Source organism: Actinokineospora sp. NBRC 105648, from assembly GCF_030269645.1.
In the GTDB taxonomy this organism is placed as follows: domain Bacteria; phylum Actinomycetota; class Actinomycetes; order Mycobacteriales; family Pseudonocardiaceae; genus Actinokineospora.
The window spans coordinates 135,929-154,803 of sequence record NZ_BSTR01000013.1 but is presented as its reverse complement, the minus strand read 5'-3'; the positions used below and the strand labels follow the sequence as shown (position 1 = coordinate 154,803).

The 18,875-nt window shown below is 71.7% G+C and carries 5 protein-coding genes (1 of these 5 cut by a window edge); 1 reads left to right on the top strand and 4 read right to left on the bottom strand.

From position 1 onward, the window contains the following. Nucleotides 1-896 precede the first annotated feature (896 nt). Nucleotides 897-2,441: a nitrilase-related carbon-nitrogen hydrolase gene (locus QSK30_RS14820; RefSeq protein WP_285503229.1), complete on the top strand. Its 1,545-nt coding sequence runs from the start codon at nt 897-899 to the stop codon at nt 2,439-2,441. Here the strand turns inward: QSK30_RS14820 and QSK30_RS14815 are convergent. The 4 genes in view from QSK30_RS14815 to QSK30_RS14800 are tightly spaced (at most 17 nt apart) and all read right to left on the bottom strand, a layout consistent with a single transcriptional unit that may run on beyond the window. Then, nucleotides 2,384-3,184: an alpha/beta fold hydrolase gene (locus QSK30_RS14815; protein WP_285503228.1), complete on the bottom strand. Its 801-nt coding sequence runs from the start codon at nt 3,182-3,184 to the stop codon at nt 2,384-2,386. The genes QSK30_RS14820 and QSK30_RS14815 overlap by 58 nt on opposite strands. 1 nt (nt 3,185) lies before the next feature. Beyond that, a complete protein-coding gene (locus tag QSK30_RS14810) occupies nt 3,186-3,398 on the bottom strand; it encodes an MbtH family protein (protein ID WP_285503226.1) in 213 nt (70 codons plus the stop codon). A 17-nt stretch (nt 3,399-3,415) separates the two neighbouring features. Beyond that, the gene (locus QSK30_RS14805; protein ID WP_285503224.1) at nt 3,416-10,372 is read right to left on the bottom strand and encodes a non-ribosomal peptide synthetase; all 6,957 of its coding nucleotides are present in this window, start codon (nt 10,370-10,372) and stop codon (nt 3,416-3,418) included. Continuing rightward, nucleotides 10,369-18,875, bottom strand: partial view of a non-ribosomal peptide synthase/polyketide synthase gene (locus QSK30_RS14800; protein ID WP_285503222.1) — the 3' end only. Its footprint extends 11,443 nt past the window's final position; 8,507 of the gene's 19,950 nt are visible here — the last part of the coding sequence; the start codon falls outside the window, past its right edge — the gene reads right to left on this strand; its stop codon occupies nt 10,369-10,371. Before QSK30_RS14800 ends, QSK30_RS14805 begins: the two co-directional genes overlap by 4 nt.

The window sequence follows — 18,875 nt, the reverse complement described above, 5'->3', positions numbered from 1 at the left end:
AGCCGCAGCCGCCTGCGATCCTGTCGTCTTCACAAACACATGATCAACAGGCGGCTGCTCCACGTCGAACACGGGCCCCACCACACGTTCCCGCAGGTCACAACCCAAATGGCGGCTGCCGTACTAGGGGCCCCGCGCGAAGGCAGTCCAGCCAATCGAGCCTCCGCTTTACTTGGGCAGCTCGTGGGGTGTGCCGCACGCCGACCTACGGTCGACCTGCATGGTGGCTCATCGCTGGGGTTGCCCGAGTAAAAGCATGGGCTCGATCTAGTGAACTCACTTCGCGCGGGGCCCCTAGAGCACCGCGGTGGTGAAAAAAGGGCGGGTGAAGGGCATTCCCCACCACCGGTCAAGTTTAGCGGTACTCCTCCCCCACACGAAGCGAGTCCACTAGATCGAGCATCCGTAACGGGACTTGCGTACCAGCGGGGTCGGCCTCACCGCTGCGGTACCAGCGGGGGCGGGACCCTGCCGGTTGCCAGCGGGGTGGGGACCTTGTTGCGTTCCGGGGGTCGGGATCATGTTGCCTACCAGCGGGGGTGGGATTCTGTTACGCACCAGCGGGGGTGGGGTGCAGTCACGTACCAGCGGGGTCGGGATCTTGTTGCGCTCCAGCGGGGGTGGCCTCTCCACGCGGTCTCGTGGAGGGTCGGTCCACCTGAGCCTTCGCGCTGGGGCTGGGGCTGGGGCTGGGGCTGGGGCTGGGGCTGGGGCTGGGGGAATTTTGTTGCACTACAGCGTCCTCCGCGCCATCTTTCAGTCTTTCGTGGGGTTTGAGGTTGGAGTCACTCGGATGGTGTTGGGGTGTTCCGCAGGGTGCCGGTGTGGTCTTCCGGTTGACATGTGGCGGTGCGCTTCATGGTCATCTCTGTGCTGCCTGCCTACAGTTGGCCAACATGCGCACTCCACCCGAGGTCCGTCCAAGGTCGACAGAGCGGTCGTTCGTCTGGCTTGTCGCAGGTGGGTTACTCTCCCTGTTCGCCGTGCATGGCAAGTGGGACATCGCTGTTGCCGCCTGGATCGTGCCCGTGTTCCTGCTGCGGTACTCCCGTGGTGCCGGAGTCCTGCGTGGTTTCCTCGCCATCGTTGGGGTCCAGTTGCTTGCCGGTGCGTTCTGGCTGTATCAGGCCGACAGCCTGCTCAATTCCGTGGCGTTGGGTGGGATCGGGGCTCTGTCTGTCGCGCTTGGACTTCCCTTTCTGGTGGACCGCTTGACCGGCCATCTCCACCCGGTTTTCCGCACTCTTGTCTTTCCGTCTGCGCGGGTCGCGGTGGAGTTCGGGATTGCTGCGCTCAGTCCGTTCGGTGCCATCTACGGATCACTCGGTACGACGCAGTACGACTTCGACACGCTTATCCAGATCTCTTCCGTGTTCGGTGCCTACGCCGTCAGCTTCCTGGTGGCCTGGGTGGGGCCGGTGGCCAATCTGGTCTGGGAGCGGCGGTCTGGGGCCAAGGTTGCCGTTGTGCTGGTGCTTTCGGCGCTGGTCGGGACTGTCGGGTTCGGGGTGGTTCGGATGGTGACGACGCGTACCGATGTCCAGACGGTGCGGGTGGCCGGGGTCAGTCCGACGGCCGGTGAGGTGAAGGCGTGGACCAAGAGTCTGGAGGACCTGCCGGAGTTGCGTGACTTCACCACTGCGCCGGCGCAGCGGATGCGGGATGCCTTTTCGAGCGTCAACGCGCGGATGGTGGCGCGGACGGAGCGGGAGGCGCAGGCGGGGGCTGAGGTGATCACGTGGTCGGAGAGTGCCGGTCAGGCCATGGCGCGGGACAAACAAGCGTTGATCGACTCCGTTGCCGTGGTCGCGCGTCGGTATGGGGTCTACGTCAACGTCGCCATGTCGGTCTACACCGATGAAGCTCCGCATCTGCTCAACCAGGCCATCTTGCTCACGCCGCAGGGACATGTCGCGTGGACCTACGACAAGGGGCACCCGGTGCCGGGGCTGGAGCCCGAGACGCCCACGGACAGTCCGGTGCCGGTCATCGGGACGCCGCACGGTGTGTTGGCGGCGTTGATCTGCTTCGACGCCGACTTCCCCGACCTCACCCGGGCGGTTGGCGGGCGCGGGGCCGGTCTGGTGCTGGTGCCTGCCAACAACTGGGAGGGGATCGCTCGACTGCACGCCGAGAAGGCACGGTTCCGGGCTATCGAGGGTGGTTTCTCCCTCGTGCACCAGGCCAGCAAGGGCATCGCCGAGGTGGTCGATCCGCTGGGTCGGGTGGTGGCGTCGGCCGACTTCTTCGTGGCTGATCGGCAGGTGGTGCGGGCTGAGGTGACCACGCGCAACTTGAACACCGTTTATGCGCGGATCGGTGATGTGTTCGCGTGGGTCTGTGCCGTTGTCGCCGTTCTCGCCCTCTGCTCGGTCGGCAGGCGTCAGCAGGTGAAGAAGTCCAGGAGTGCCTTGTTGACCGAGTCCGGGTCCTCCAGGTAGCCGTAGTGGCCGCAGCCGGTGATCTCGAGGTGGTCGGCGCCCGGGATGGCCTCGGCGAGTTCCGCGCCCAGGTGCGGTGGGGTCACCAGGTCGTCGGCGAAGGAGATGACGCGGACCGGGACCCGGATGTCGCGGTAGGCCGCCAGTCGGTTCGGCATGGGTTCGAGGGCCTGTTGGGCCAGGGTTCCCGGGCCGTCCTTCGGGGCGAACTCCAGCAGGTCCAGCCAGTCCCGGGCGGCCACGTCGTCGGACAGGGTGGTGCGGGACAGGAACTGGATCGCCTGCATCACGGCGCGGTAGCTCGGTGGCAGGGTGACGCCGGACGCGCGCAGGTCTCGTTCCGCCGTCGCCAGCGCGGTGCGCAGCAGGTCGCTGCGCCCGCGCGCGGCCAAAAGGACCGCTTGGCGCACCAGCTCCGGCCGGGCGAGGGCCAGCTCCGCGGTGATGTAGGCACCCATGGAGGTACCGACGACCCGACAGGGGCCCAGGTCAAGGGCCTCGATCAGGGCCGCCGTGTCGGCGACCATGTCGTGCACCGTGAAGCCGGACGCGCACTCGTCGCTCGGTGGGATGCCCCGGTTGTCGACCGTGATCGTCCGGTACCCGGCCGCGACCAGGGCCGGGACCTGGTGCAGGTCCCACACCGAGCCACGGGAGCCGGTGCCCATGAGCAGCAGCACCGGGTCGCCGTGGCCGGTGTCGGTGTGGTGCAGGCGGATGCCGTTGACCTCGATCAGCGGCACGTCACTCCCCCATGGCGCGCACCAGGCTGAGCGGGCGCATGTCGGTCCAGTTCTCCTCGACGTACGCCAGCGCGCTCGGCCGGTCGGTCTCGGCCAGCGCCACGGTCCAGCCTGCCGGGACCTCGGCGAACGCGGGCCACAGCGAGTGCTGGCCCTCGTCGTTGACCAGGACCAGGTAGCGGCCGTCGGCGTCCTCGAACGGGTTCGTGCTCATCGTGTTCTCCCCATCTGTCAGCTGATGCGGGTGGCCAGCACCCGCACGATCTCGGTGACCGCGTTGTCGTCGGTCATCATCTCGCCGTGCGCAACCCCTACGGGGTGCACCGCTATGTCCCCGGTCACATACCGCCGCCACACGCCCGGGTCCACCCCCGCCCGGTCCGGTGCGTGCCGGGCGGACAGGAACAGGACGTCGGTGTCGAGCACCGGCGGGACGTGCGCGCGCATGAGGCGCACGTTGTTGACGAACACCCGCTTCAGCGCGGGCATATCGGCCGCCTCGAGGTGGCCGATGGCGGCGTTCTCGGCGCGCAGGTGGTCACGGAAGCGGGCCAGCACGGCAGCCTCGTCGCCGGCCAGCTCGGCCGCGTCGACGTCGAAGCCGAAGTGGCGGAAGTTGTTCGCCAGCAATGCTTCCTCGTCCAACTGTACCGCACGGAGGTCCTCTTCGGACGGATATGCGTCCAGCAGGGCCACCAGGTCGACCCGGTGTCCTAGCTCGCGCAACCGCGCGGCGAGGGCGTGCGCGACGTTGCCACCGAAGGACCAGCCCAGGATCCGGTACGGCCCCTCGGGGCGCACCCGCAACACCTGTTCGGCGTAGTCGGCCGCCATCTCGGTGACACTGGCGGGCAACGGCTCGTCCCCGCTCAGCCCGCGTGCCTGGAGCCCGTAGACCGGTACGTCGGCGTCGAGGTGGCGCAGCAGCCGGGAGTAGCACCAGCTGAAGCCCGCACCCGGGTGCACGCAAAACAGCGGCACGCCCGCACCGCCGGGGCGCAGTGGCAGCAGCACGTCCTGTGCGCCGCCCGAACCGCCGTCCCGGATGGCGGCGCTGAGTGCCGCAGGGGTGCGCGCCTCGAACACCGACCGCACCGACAGCTCCACACCGAGCGCGGCGCCAATCCGTCGGGCCAGGTCCGCGGCCAGGAAGGAGTGGCCGCCGAGTTCGAAGAAGTCGTCCTCGACCCCCACCTCGGGCAGGTCGAGCACCTCAGCGAACAGAGTGGCCAGCACGTCCTCCCACGGGTCACGCGGAGCGACCGCGGTCTCGGCCCGTTCCGGTGTGGGCAGCGCCCGTCGGTCGAGCTTTCCGTTGGCAGTCAACGGAAGCGCGTCGAGCGGAACGAACGCGGCAGGCACCATGTAGTCCGGGAGCGTCTGCGCGGCGTGCTTGCGCAGCGTCGCCGCCTCGGGGGCGGCGCCGACCGGGGTGTAGTAGGCGATGAGCCTGCCGTCGTGCACCAACACCCGGACCGCGCCGACGTCGGCGTGCCGGGCGAGCACCGCGGCGACCTCACCGGGCTCGATCCGGAAGCCGCGGATCTTCACCTGGTCGTCGGCCCGGCCGAGGAACTCCAGCTCACCGGCCCGGGTCCAGCGCGCCCGGTCCCCGGTGCGGTACATCCGCTCACCCGATCCCTGCGGATCCGCCACGAACCGGCCCGCTGTGAGCCCGGGCTGGTTGAGGTAGCCCCGAGCAAGCGCTTGTCCCGCAAGGTAGAGCTCGCCGGGCACCCCGACGGGGACCGGTCGCAGCACGTCGTCGAGCACGTAGGCGCGCACGTTGTGCACCGGCCGCCCGATCGGCGGCACCGCGGGCCAGTCATCCACAGACGCCGGAGCTGTCCACGCTGTCACGACGTGTGTCTCGGCGGGCCCGTAGTGGTTGTGCAGACGCCGCCCCGGCACCCGCGCGCACCACTCGCGCACCGGCCCGCTCAGCGTCAACGCCTCGCCCGCCTGCGCGACCGTGGTCAGCTCCGGCAGGTCCAGGCCCGCGGCGGCCACCGCCTCCACGACGAGGTTCGGCGCGTACAGCTCGGCGATCCGCTGCTCCCCCAGCCAGCGGGCCAGCGCGGCCGGGTCACGGCGCACGTCCTCGGGGCACGACACCAGCGTCTTCCCGTGCAGCAGCGCGGAAAGGATCTCCTGCACGGACACGTCGAAGCTGACCGCGGTGAACTGCGCGACGCGCGCGCCCTGTCCCGGGACAGCCTCGCCGTGCCAGTCCAGGAGGTTGAGCAGCGCACCCCCGGGCATCGCGATCCCCTTGGGCCGCCCGGTCGACCCGGACGTGTAGATCACATACGCCGGGTGTTCCGGCCGGAAGTTGACGACCGGCGCCGTGGCGGGGCCAGTCAGTTCGGCGTCGGCGGCCAGCCAGGCCGTCGGCCCCAGGCGCAGGCGCTCGGCGGTCTCGCCGGTGGCCAGCACGAGCACCGGCGCGGACTCGGCCAGCATCAGGTCCACCCGCTCAGCCGGGTACTCTGGGTCCACCGGCACATAGGCCGCCCCCGCCTTGAGCACCGCGAGCATCGCTACCGCCAGGTGCGCCGAACGCGGCAACGCCACCGCGACCCGCTGCTCGGGCCCAGCCCCACGCGCGATCAACTCGTGCGCCAGCCGGTTGGCCCGTGCGTCCAGTTCGGCGTAGGTGAGTACGACCTCGCCATCGACGACCGCCACGCGATCCGGCGTCTCGGCCGCCGCCCGGGCGAACGTCGAGGGCAGCGTCTCCCCGGATGCCTGCCGCTCAGCACCCTGAACCTGAGCCGAGTCACCGGTCAGCGCCAGCTCGCGAACGCGCAGGTCAGGCTGGGCGACAGCCTGTTCCAGCAGCGCCCCGAACCAGTCCACAAGGGACTCGGCGGTGGCGGGGTCGAACACGTCGGCGTTGAACTCCAGCCCCGCACCCAGTCCGTCCGGCGCGCCGGACGCGTCGAACCGCTCCGCGAAGGAGAACAGCAGGTCGAACTTCGCGGTGCCGGAGTCGGCCACCTCCGGCCGGGCCACCAACCCGCGCAGCGCGACCTCTTGCGGCTCGGCGCGCTCGGCGGTGTTGTTGAAGGTGAGCATCACCTGGAAGAGCGGGTGCCGGGCCCGCGAGCGCTCCGGGTTGACCAGCTCGACCAAGCGCTCGAACGGTACGTCTTGGTGGGCGTAGGCGGCCAGGTCGGTCTCGCGCACCCTGGCCACCAGTTCGCGCACGGTCGGGTCGCCGGTCAGGTCGTTGCGCAGCACCAGGGTGTTGACAAAGAAGCCGATCAGCCCATCCAGCCGGTCGTCGGTGCGGCCCGCGATAGGCGTGCCGAGCGGGATGTCGGTACCCGCGCCGAGCCGGGACAGCAGGGCCGCGACCACGGCCTGCACCACCATGAACGGGCTCGCCTGGGCCTGCCGGGCCAGCTCGACCACCCGGCGGTGCACGTCCGCGCCCACCTCGTACCGCACGCGGCCGCCCCGGTGCGAGGCCACCACGGGACGCGGCCGGTCCAGCGGCAGCTCCAGTTCAGCGGGCAGGTCGGCGAGCTCCTCCCGCCAGTATGCCAGCTGTCGCGCGAGCGGACTGTCCGAATCAGACTCGTCACCGAGGAGATCTCGTTGCCAGAGCGTGTAGTCCGCGTACTGCACAGGCAACGACGCCCACCGCGGCGCGGACCCGGTCGAACGAGCGGCATAGGCGGTGGCCAGGTCGCGGGCGAGCACCGGCACGGACCACCCGTCACCCGCGACGTGGTGCAGGACGACGAGCAGCGCGTGCTCCTCGGGCGCGAGCTGGAACAGCCACACCCGCAGCGGCACGTCGACAGACAGGTCGAACTCATGGGCCGCCGCCGCGGCCAGCGCGGCAGGCAGCTCGGCTTCGGCGATCGCGCGGGCCTCGAAGGTCGGCACGGCGTCGAGCACGACCTGGTACGGCCCTTCGGCGTCTTGGCCGAACACCGTGCGCAGCGTCTCGTGCCGGCTAGCCACGTCGGCCACCGCGGCCTGCAGCGCCGGAGCGTCGAGTGGCCCAGAAAGCCGAAGTGCCAAGGGAATGTTGTAAGTCGCGCCCACGGCCTCGAACCGGCTGAGGAACCACAGCCGCCGCTGCGCGAACGACGCCGGGACCCGCTCAGGCCGCGGCCAGACCGCGACCAACGCCGGGCGGGTACCGCGGTCGTCGAGAGTGGGTGCGAGGGCTGCGACCGTGGGGTGCTCGAACAGGTTGCGGATCGTCAGCTCGGCACTGAGGGTGGCGCGAATCCGACTGACCAGGCGGGTGGCGAGCAGCGAGTGGCCGCCGAGCGCGAAGAAGTCGTCGTCGATGCCCACCCGGCCACGCCCGAGCACCTCCGCGAAGAGTCCACATAGGATCTCCTCGCGTGGGTCGCGCGGCTCCCGGCCCACCTCGTCGGACACCGGGTCAGGCAGCGCGGCCCGATCGACCTTTCCATTGGCAGTCAACGGGAGGGCGTCGAGCTGGAGGAACGCGGACGGCACCATGTACGCGGGCAGCCGCTCGCTCAGGAGGTCGTTGAGGGTCACCGGGTCCGCGTCGCCGACGGTGTAAGCGACGAGCCGCTCGTCCCGGGCCACCACCACCGCGTGCGTCACGCCCGGCGCGGCGGTGAGAGCGGCCTCGACCTCGCCGGGCTCGATCCGGAACCCGCGCAGCTTGACCTGCTGGTCGGTGCGCCCGAGGTAGTGCAGGACCCCGTCATCGGCCCAGCGGGCCAGGTCGCCGGTGCGGTACAACCGCTGCCCCGGGCTGAACGGGTCGGCCACGAACCGCTCCGCGGTGGCTCCGGGCCGGTCGAGGTAGCCGCGCGCGACGCCCGTGCCGCTGAGGTACAGCTCGCCGATCACCCCCGGTTCCACCGGCCGCAGGCGTCGATCCAGGACGTACCCGCGCATGGCGTCCAGCGGCCTGCCGATCGGCATCGGGGCGGGTACCCCGTCAGCGGGGAAGAGCTTGTGCGTCAACGCGAACGTGGTGGTCTCGGTCGGGCCGTAGCCGTCGACCACTGTGAGCTCGGGGCACGCCGACCGGACCCGGCGGACCGCGTCGACAGGCACCACGTCACCCCCGGTCCACACCTCGCGGACACCCGCGAGGCAGTGCGGCGCCTCCTCAGCGACCAGCCGGAAGAGCCCGGCGGTGAGCCAGAGCCCGGTGACCGCGTTCTCCGTGATCACCCTCGCCAGCACGTCCACGTCGAGGTCACCGGCGGGCGCCACGACCAGCGTCCCCCCGGAGAGGAGCGGGACCCACAGCTCGTAGGTCGAGGCGTCGAAGGCGTGCGGTGCGTACAGCAGCACCCGGCGGTGGGCCGAGGTGTCGAACGCGCTGTCCTCGACCAGCGCCACGATGTCGCGGTGGGTCACCGCGACGCCCTTGGGCACGCCGGTCGACCCGGACGTGTGGATCACGTACGCCAACTGCCCCGGCACCACATCGACGGCGACAACAGCACCCGACGCGTCCGCGCGCACCACCGGAATCCCCAGGTCAGCCGCACGTTCGGCGTTGGCCGAGTCGGTGAGCGCCAGCACCGCCCCCGTGTCGGCGGCCAACGCCCTGAGCCGCTCGACCGGGTACCCGTGGTGCATGGGCACGTAGGCCCCGCCCGCCTTGAGCACCGCCAACGTGGCCACGACCAGCTCCGGGGATCGGTCCATCAGGACCACCACCCGGCTCTCTGCACTGACCCCCTGCGCCACAAGGGAACCCGCGAGCGCGTCGGACCGTTCGTCCAGCTCCCGGTACGTCACCTCGACGCCATCGGCCACGATCGCCACCGCGTCCGGGGCCTCCCACACGCGAGCCCTGAACACCTCGGTCACCGACCGCTCGGACACCGGCCCCGCCGTCCCGCTGAACTCGAGCGCCCGGCGCACGGCCGCCGGGTCGGCGAGGTCGAGAGCGCCGACCGGCAGGTCCGGCGTGGCCACGACAGCGCGCAGCACGGCGACGAACTGATCCAGCGCTGCCTCCGCGGTCTGCGCCCCGACCACGTCCGGCCGGTAGTCCAGTCGCAAGTGGACATTGGCCCGGGCGACCGCCACGAGCGCCAACGGGTAGTGCGTGGCGTCGGAGTTGCGGCTGCCCGTCACCACCAGCCCGCCGTCGTCCGCCGCCGCCTCGGCCGCGTCCAGCGGGTAGTTCTCGAAGACCATCGTGGTGTCGAACAGCTCGCCCACGCCCGCGATCCGCTGGATCTCGGCGAGCCCGAGGTGCTGGTGGGCGAGCAGCGCGGCCTGCTCACCCTGCAACCGGGAGAGCAGCGCGGTGAGCGACTCGGCCGGGTCCAGCCGGACCCGCAGCGGGAGGGTGTTGATGAACAGCCCGACCATGGTCTCGACCCCGGCCAGCTCGGCGGGCCGCCCGGACACCGTCACCCCGAACACCACGTCGTCACGGCCGACCAGCCTGCTCAGCACCAGCGCCCACGCGCCCTGGACCAGGGTGTTCACCGTCAGCCCACGCTCGCGGGCGCGGTCGGCCAGCGCCGCGCTCTCGGCCGCGTCCAGCTCACGGGTCACCCGGCCCGGAGCCACCGCTCCCTGCGGCCGGTCAGGTGCGATCCGGGTCGGCAACACGTCCGCCAGGCACTCCCGCCACGCGGCGGTGGCCTGGTCGCGGTCTTGGGCGGCGAGCCACGACAGGTAGTCCTTGAAGGGCCGCACCGGCGGCAGGCCCGCGTCCGCGCCCCGCAGGTAGAGCCGGAACAGCTCACGCACCAGCACCGGGCGCGACCAGCCGTCGAGCAGGATGTGGTGGTTGGTCAACGCGAAGCGGTACCGGTCGTTCCCCAAGCGCAGCAACGTGAACCGGATCAGCGGCGGCTTCCCCAGGTCGAAGCGGGTCACCCGGTCCTCGGCGAGCAGCCGGTCGGCCGCCGCGTCCGCGTCCGGCTCACCGGAGAGGTCCACCGACCGCCACGGCACCTTGACCCCGTGCGGGATCAGCTGCACCGGCTTGCTGAGCCCCTGGTGGCGGAACGCGGCGCGCAGGTTGGCGTGCCGGTCGAGCAGCAGCGCGGCGGCCGATCGCAGGCGGTCCTCATCCAAGGTGCCCGCCAACGAGAACACCTGCTGCACGAGGTAGACGTCCGGGGCGGTCTCGTCGTAGATGCCGTGGAAGAGCAGCCCCTCCTGCAACGGGGACAGCGGCAGGATGTCCCGCAGGCCGGATCGCGTCACGTCAGGTCCTCCCACTCGGCCTCCAGGCGCGCGATCTCGGCCTGGTCCAGTTCGGTCAACGCGACGTCGGACGGCGTGAAACCGCCCGCGTCGGGGTTCTCCGCGTGCGCCACGAGCGCGTGCAGCGCCTCGAACCACGCCTGCGCCAGCGCTTCCGCGCGCTCGGCGGTCAGGAGCCTGCCCGCCCACGTCCACGTCGCGGCCAGCACCGGACCCTCGGTTCCATCGGTGGTGCGGGCGTTCAGCTCCACGACGTGAGCAAGCGCTTGCTCAGGGTCCACACCGCCCGCACCAGCGGCAGCGCCCAGCACAGTCCAGTCCGGCACGCTGTCCAGGCTCGCGTCCGCGTCGGCGCCCGCGGCCCGACCCAGGTAGTTGAAGCCCAGCTCCGGCTCGGCCGCGCCGGTGAAGGCGGCGGCGGTGTGCGGGTTGAGGTAGCGCAGCATGCCGTAACCGACACCGCGATCGGGGACCGTGCGCAACTGCTCCTTCACGCGCTTGAGCAGTGCGCCCGCCGCCGGACCCGACCGCCACGCCTCGGCGCGGTCCAGGCCGCCGGTGGTGAGGCGAACCGGGTAGACGCTGGTGAACCAGCCGACCGTGCGGGACAGGTCCGCGCCGTCGACGACGTCCTCCTCGCGGCCGTGGCCCTCCAGGTTGAGCAGCACCGAGTCGGCGCGGCCGGTCTGCCAGTCGGCCACGGCCAGCAGGAACGCGGTCAGCAGGACGTCGTTGATCTCCGCGTGGAAGGCGGACGGGACGGTGGTGAGCAGCGCCCGTGTGGTCGCCACCGGCAGCCTCAGGGTCAGGTGGCCCGCGGTGGCCTGCGTGTCGCGGACTGGGTCGAGCCGCGCACTGGACGGCATGCCCACCAGCGTCTCGGTCCAGTGCCGCAGCTGCGGACGCCGGTCGGCCGCGGCCTCGGTGAGCCGCCGGGACCAGCTCCGCAGTGAGGTGCCGGTCGGCTGGAGCGCGGCCCGGTCGCCCCGGGCGCGGGCCTGGCAGGCCTCGACCAGGTCGGCGGTCAGGATGCGCCAGGAGACACCGTCGACCACGAAGTGGTGGATCACCAGGAGCAGCAGGCCCGGGGCCGTGCCCCGGTCGAACCACACCGCGCGCACCATCCGCCCGGCGGCCGGGTCGAGGTCCTCGCGGGCTCGCACGGTCCACTGGCCGACCAGCTCCCGCAGGCCGTCCTCGTCAATCCCTCGCACATCCACAGTGGATAGATCCGCCGACGCACCCGCGACGATGATCAGCTCGTCCTCGCTCAACCGCGCACGCAAGGCGTCGTGGTGGTCCAGTAGGTCTTGGACAGCGCCGACGAGGTGGTCCGCGCGCAGCCCAGCGGGCACGGTGATGAGTCGCGACTGGTTGAAGCCGCGCAGCGGGCCGCCGCGGGCCTTGGTCCAGTGCATCACGGGGGTGAGCGGCAGGGCACCGATGGCGACCGCGCGGTCTTCGGTGTCCCGTTCCGCAGCCTGGGCGGTGACCGCGGCGATGCGAGCGACCGTGCGGTGCTCGAAGATGTCGCGGACCGAGAGCACCAGCCCAGCCCGACGGGCCCGGCTCACCAGCTGGATCGACATGATGCTGTCGCCACCCAGGTCGAAGAACCCGTCCTCGACACCGACCGCCGGCAGGCCCAGCACCTCGGCGAACAGCCCCGCCAGCACGCGCTCGGTGTCAGTGCGCGCGGTCCGCGTGGTGGTCGCGGCGACCTCCGGCGCGGGAAGAGCAGCGCGATCCAGCTTTCCGTTGCGTGTCAACGGGAGCGCGTCGACAGCGACGAACGCCGAGGGCACCATGAATGCGGGCAGCCGTGCCGCGAGGTGCTCGCGCAGCGTGTCGGCGTCCACCGAGCCGACCAGGTAGGCGACCAAGCGCTTGTCGCCCGGCCGGTCCTCCCGCAGGATCACCGCGGCCTCGGCGACCGACGGGTGCGCCACCAGCGCTGCCTCGACCTCACCCGGCTCGACCCGGAAGCCGCGCAGCTTCACCTGGTCGTCGACCCGACCCGCGAACTCCAACTGCCCGCTGGGCAGCAGCCGCACGAGGTCGCCGGTGCGGTACATCCGGGCGCCCGGGCCGCCGTGCGGGTCGGCGACGAACCGCTGCGCGCTCAGGCCCGGCCGGTTCAGGTAGCCGCGGGCCAGGCCCGCGCCGCCGATGTAGAGTTCGCCGAGCACCCCCGGGGCCACCGGCCGCAGCGCGCCGTCCAGCACGTACAGCCGTGTGTTCCACAGTGGACGTCCAATGGGGACGATGTTCGGCACGGTGTCGCCGGAGCGCATCCGGTTGACCGAGGAGAACACCGTGGTCTCGGTCGGGCCGTACTCGTTGGCCACCACGGTGTGCGGGCAGGCGTCGAGCACCCGGCGGACCGCGACCGGCGAGACGACGTCACCACCGGCCCACACCTCGCGGACCCGGGCGAAGGCGTCCGGCCGCTCGTCGGCCAGCACCCGGAACAGGCCCGCGCTGACGAACATCCCGGTGACCCCGCCGTCGGCGACCACCGCCGCCAGCTCGTGCGCCGACAGCGGCCCCGGCGGGGCGATGACGACCTGCCCGCCTGCCAGCAGCGGTGCCCAGATCTCGAAGGTGGACGCGTCGAAGGCGTACGGCGAGTGCATGAGCACCCGCTCGTGGTTGCCCGCCCGCCACCGCCGGTTGACCGCCAGGTGCGCGACGTTGCGGTGGGTGTTGGCCACGCCCTTGGGCCTGCCGGTGGAGCCGGAGGTGTACATGACGTAGACGACCTGCTCGGCCTCCGTCCGCACCTGCGGCGCCTGGTCGGGCCCGTCGGCGACCGGGGCGACCAGCGGCACGCCGTAGTCCGGCGCCCGGTCGGTCACCAGCGCCACCGCGGCGGTGTCGTCGAGGATCATCCGGGTGCGCTCGTCGGGCTGGTTGGCGTCGATCGGCACGTAAGCGCCACCCGCCTTGAGGATCGCCAGGGTGGCGACCACCAGCTCGAACGAGCGGTCCAGCAGCACCGCGACCTTGCTCTCCGCCCGCACACCCCGCCGCACCAACTCGTGGGCGAGCCGGTTCGCGCGGGTGTCCAGCTCGGCGTAGGTCATGGTCTCGGCGCCGAAGCGCAACGCCGTCGCGTCAGGGGTCGCGGCGGCCTGCTCGGCGAACAGCTCGTGCACGGCGTGCTCGGTCGGGAACGCCTCGTCGGTGGCATTCCAGTCGGTCAGGATCCACTCGCGCTCGGCCGCGCCGAGCACGTCGATGGCCGCGACCGGGGTGTCCGGATCTGCCACCACAGCGGCCAGTACCCGAACTAGGCGCTTGGCCAAGGCGGCGGCGGTGACCTCGTCGAACAGGTCCAGCGCGTACTCGAGCTCGGCGGTGATCCCGTCCGGGCGCTCGGTCAGCTCGAACGACAGGTCGAACTTGGCGTGCTCCACCGGCAACGCCCGACCCACCACGCTGAGCCCGTCGGGGTCAGCGGCCACCGGCGCGGCGGTGGCGATGTTGTTGTAGGTGAGCGCCACCTGGAACAACGGGTGCCGGGCCAGCGACCGCTCGGGGTTGAGCCGGTCGACCAAGCGCTCGAACGGCACGTCCTGGTGGGCGTAGGCGGCGAGGTCGGTGTCGCGGACCCGGGCCAGCAGTTCGCGGAACGTCGGGTCGCCCGCCACGTCGGTGCGCAACACCAGCGTGTTGACGAAGAACCCGACCAGGTCGTCGAGCGCGTCGTCGGTGCGGCCCGCGACCGGCGCGCCCAGCGGGATGTCGGTGCCCGCGCCCAGCCGGTGCAGCAGGGCGGCGATACCGGCCTGCACCACCATGAACGGGCTCGCCCCGGCGTCCTGGGCCAGTGCGAGGATCCCGTCGCGCAGCGCGGGCTCGATCGTGAACGGGGTGCGGCGACCGCAGTAGGACGCCTCGGCGGGGCGCGGCCGGTCGGTGGGCAGCGCCAACTCCTCCGGGAGGCCGGCGAGCCGGTCGGCCCAGTGGTCGAGCTGGGCGGCGAGCGGGCTGCCCGGGTCGTCGTCGGCGCCGAGGACGTCGCGCTGCCAGAGGGCGTAGTCCGCGTACTGCACCGGCAACGGCGTCCAGCGCGGCTCCTGCCCGGCGCGACGCGCGGCGTAGGCCGTCGTGAGATCACGACCGAGCGGGCCACGCGACCAAGCGTCACCGACGATGTGGTGCAGCAGCAACAGGAGGACGTGCTCGGATTCATCCACTTGGAACAACCAGGCGCGCACGGGCGGCTCGCTGGTGAGGTCGAAGCCGTAGCGCGCGGCGCGGGCGAGTTCGGCGTTCACGTCCTCGACGGCGGTGACGGTCAGCTCCGGCACCTGGTCGACGATGACCTGGTGGGCGCCCTCGTCGTCCTGGTGGATCACCGTGCGGAGCACCTCGTGCCTGCCCGCCACATCGGCGAGCGCCTGGCGCAGGGCATCGACATCGAGCGCGCCGGACAAGCTCAACACCATCGGCATGTTGTAGGTGGCGCTCGGTCCCTCGAACTCGTGCAGGAACCACAAACGCTGCTGCGCGAAGGAAAGCGGCACCCGCTCAGGCCGCGGGACCACCGCGACAACACCCGCTCGGGCCCCGACCGCGTCGTCGAGCGCGGCGGACAGACCCGCCACGGTCGGTGACTCGAACAGCGCCCGGACGGCCAGTTCGACACCCAGCACCGACCGCACCCGGCTCACCAGCCGGGTGGCCAGCAGCGAGTGGCCGCCGAGGTCGAAGAAGCTGTCGTCGATCCCGATCCGGTCGACGCCGAGCACCTGCGCGAAGAGTCCACAGAGGATCTCCTCGCGCGGGGTCCTGGGCGCGCGACCCGCGGCTGCGACCCGGATGTCCGGCGCGGGTAGGGCTTTCCGGTCGATCTTGCCGTTCGGGGTGAGCGGGAAGGCGTCCAGCAGGACGAACGCCGAGGGGACCATGGCGGCGGGCAGGCTCTCACCCAGGTGCTTGGCCCAGCCCGCGGTGTCAACCTCGCCCACAGTGTCAACCCCGCCCACAGTGCCGGCCTCGCCCACCGGGACCACGTAGGCCACCAACCGGTCGTCCCACACCGCGGCGACGGCCTGGGCGACATCCGGCCGGGCGGCGAGGACGGCCTCGACCTCACCCAGCTCGATCCGGTGGCCGCGCACCTTGACCTGGTGGTCGACCCGGCCGAGGTAGTCCAGCTCACCGGCGGCGGTCCAGCGGACCAGGTCGCCGGTGCGGTACATGCGCTGACCAGCGGCGAACGGGTCGGCGACGAACCGCTCGGCGGTGAGCCCAGGACGGTCGTGGTAGCCGCGGGTGACACCGTCGCCCGCGATGTAGAGCTCCCCCACCACGCCCGGCGGAGCCAGCCGCAGATCGCCGTCGAGCACGTAGACCCGGGTGTTGGCGATCGGCCGACCAATCTTCGGCGCACCGTCCACATCAGACGCTGTGGACCAGATCGTCGTCTCCGTCGGCCCGTAGAGGTTGGTGACCGACTGGCCGGACGCCAACGCCTGGGCGAGACCCCGGGGCAGGGCCTCACCACCGACCAGCACGCGCAGACCGCGCACCACGTCGGCGTCCTCGGCCACGATCGACCGCCACCAGGACGGGGTCGCCTGCACCGCGGTCACCTCGGCCGAGCGGATCAACCCGCACGCGGCGGCCGGGTCGCGCACGACATCTCGGTCTGCGACCACCACAGCCGCGCCGGACACCAGCGGCACGAACAACTCCAGACCGTGGATGTCGAAGCCGATCGTGGTGACGGCCAACAGCCGATCGGCGCCGCCGAACCGGAACCGGTCGCGCATGGCCGCCACGAAGTTGGCCAGTGCGCCGTGCGGCACCACCACGCCCTTGGGCAGGCCGGTCGAGCCGGACGTGTAGATCACGTACGCGGGTGCCTGCGGGTGGACCTCCGCACTCCAGACCGGGTGGTCGTCGAGGACCAGCTCAGTCGGATCGATCACCGGCACGTCGACCGGCGGAAGCTCGGCGGTGGCCAGCACCAGGACCGGACCCGCGTCGTCGAGCATGTACGCCAGCCGGTCGGCCGGGTACTCGGTGTCCAGCGGCAGGTACGCCGCCCCCGACTTGAGCACTGCCAACAGCGCGACCACCATCGCGGCGCCACGCGGCAAGGCGACCGCGACCAGCTTCTCCGGACCAGCGCCCCGCTCCGCCAAGTAGTGCGCGAGACGCGACGAGCGGGTCTCCAACTGGGCGTAGGTGAGCGATTCATCGGCGACGACGGCGAGCGCGTCGGGCGTACGCGCGGCCCGCCTGCTGATCAACTCGACCACACCCGCGTCCGGGCGCGGCGCGTCGGCACGGCCCCAGTCGTCGAGCAGCAGCGCGCGCTCGCCCGCGGGCACCAGGTCGAGCGCGCTGACCCGGGCGTCCGGGGTGGCCGTCGCCGAGGCCAGGACCAGCAGGAACCGGTCGACCAGGGTGGCCGCGGTCGCCTCGTCGTAGAGGTCGGCGCTGAACTCCAGGACGCCGTGCAGGGTGCTCTCGTGCTCGGCGAAGGAGAACGCGAGGTCGAACTTGGCCGCGCCGGTCTGGTTGCCCTCGCGTCGGACAGTCAGACCAGGCAGCGGGTCGGTCGTCTCGGCCAGGGTGTTGTTGACCGCCAGCAGCACCTGGAACAGTGGGTGCCGGGCGAGCGATCGGGCCGGGTTGAGCACCTCGACCAAGCGCTCGAACGGCACGTCCTGGTGCGCGTACGCCGCCAGGTCGGTCTCCCGCACCCGGGTGAGCAACTCGGCGAAGGTGGGATCGCCCGCGAGGTCGGTGCGCAGGACCAGGGTGTTGAGGAAGACGCCGATCAGGTCGTCGAGCGCATCGTCGGTCCGGCCCGCGATCGGCGTGCCGACCGGGATGTCGGTACCGCCGCCGAGCCTGGACAGCAGCACCGCGAGCGCGGCCTGCAACACCATGAACGGGCTGGCCTGCGCCGTACGGGCCACCTCGGTGAGCCGGTCGCGGACACCACCGGGGACGGTGAACTCCAGCCGCCCGCCCCGGAAGGTGGCCACGGCGGGCCGCGGGCGGTCGGTCGGCAGGTCGAGCTCTTCCGGCAGACCGGCGAGGCGGTCGGTCCAGTAGGCGAGCTGGCGGGCGATGGGGCTGTCGTCGTCCTCCTCGGCACCGAGGACGGCGTGCTGCCAGAGCGTGTAGTCCGCGTACTGGACCGGCAGCGGTGCCCAGTCGGGCGCTCGGTCGGCGATCCGAGCGGTGTACGCGCGGGAGAGGTCGGCAGCGAGCGGGCCACGGGACCAGCCGTCACCGGCGATGTGGTGCATGAGCAGCAGCAGGACGTGCTCGTCGGCGCCGGTCGCGAACAGCCAGGCGCGCAACGGGATCTCGGACTCCAGGGCGAACGGGTGCCGCGCGGCCTCGGCCAGGCGCTCCGACAGCTCGCTGGCGACGACGTGCTCGTGGATCACCGTCGGGCGCGCGTCGGCCAGGATGACCTGGTGCGGACCGTCGGAGTCCTCGGCGAAGACCGTGCGCAGGCTCTCGTGCCTGCCGACCAGGTCGGCGATGGCCGCGCGCAGGGCGGCGACGTCGAGCGGACCGGTGAGGCGCAGGGTGAGCGGGATGTTGTAGGTCGCGCTCGGTCCCTCGAACCGGTCGAGGAACCACAGTCGCCGCTGCGCGAACGACAACGGGATCCGCTCCGGGCGTTCGACCGCGGTGACCCTGGTGCGGGCCTGCCCCGCCGCGTCGAGGCTCGCCGACAGACCGGCCACGGTCGGGGTCTCGAACAGCTGACGGATCGCGAGCTCGACCCCGAGGACCGAGCGCGCCCTGCTGACCAGCCGGGTCGCGAGCAGGGAGTGGCCGCCCAGGTCGAAGAACGCGTCGTCGATCCCGACCTCGGCCACGCCGAGCACCTCGGCGAACAGTCCACAGAGGATTTCCTCGCGCGGCGAGCGAGGTGCCCGCCGACGCGCGCCGGTGTCGTACTCCGGCGCGGGCAGCGCGCGTCGGTCGAGCTTGCCGTTGACGGTGAGCGGCAGGGAATCGAGGCGCACGAACGCCACAGGCACCATGTACTCCGGCAGCCGCTCAGCCAGTGCCTCGCGCAGACCGGCGGTCGAACCGACCACATAGGACACAAGTCGCTGGTCGCCGGGGCGGTCCTCGCGCACGAGCACCGCCACGTCGGTCACCCCGGTCTGCTCCAGCAGCACCGAGCGGATCTCGCCCAGCTCCACCCGGAAGCCGCGCAGCTTGACCTGGTCGTCCACGCGGCCGACGTAGACGAGGTCACCGTCGGCGTTCCAGCGGACGAGGTCGCCCGTGCGGTACATCCGACCGCCGTTGAACGGGTCGGCGACGAACCGCTCGGCAGTGAGGGCGGGCTGGTTGAGGTAGCCACGGGCGAGAACGTCACCCGCGACGTAGAGCTCACCCGCGACACCCTGCGGCACCGGCTGCAAGACCTCGTCGAGCACGTACGCACGGGTGTTCCAGAACGGTCGCCCCACGGGAACCGGGCCAGACGGAGTGGGCTCGCCGGGCG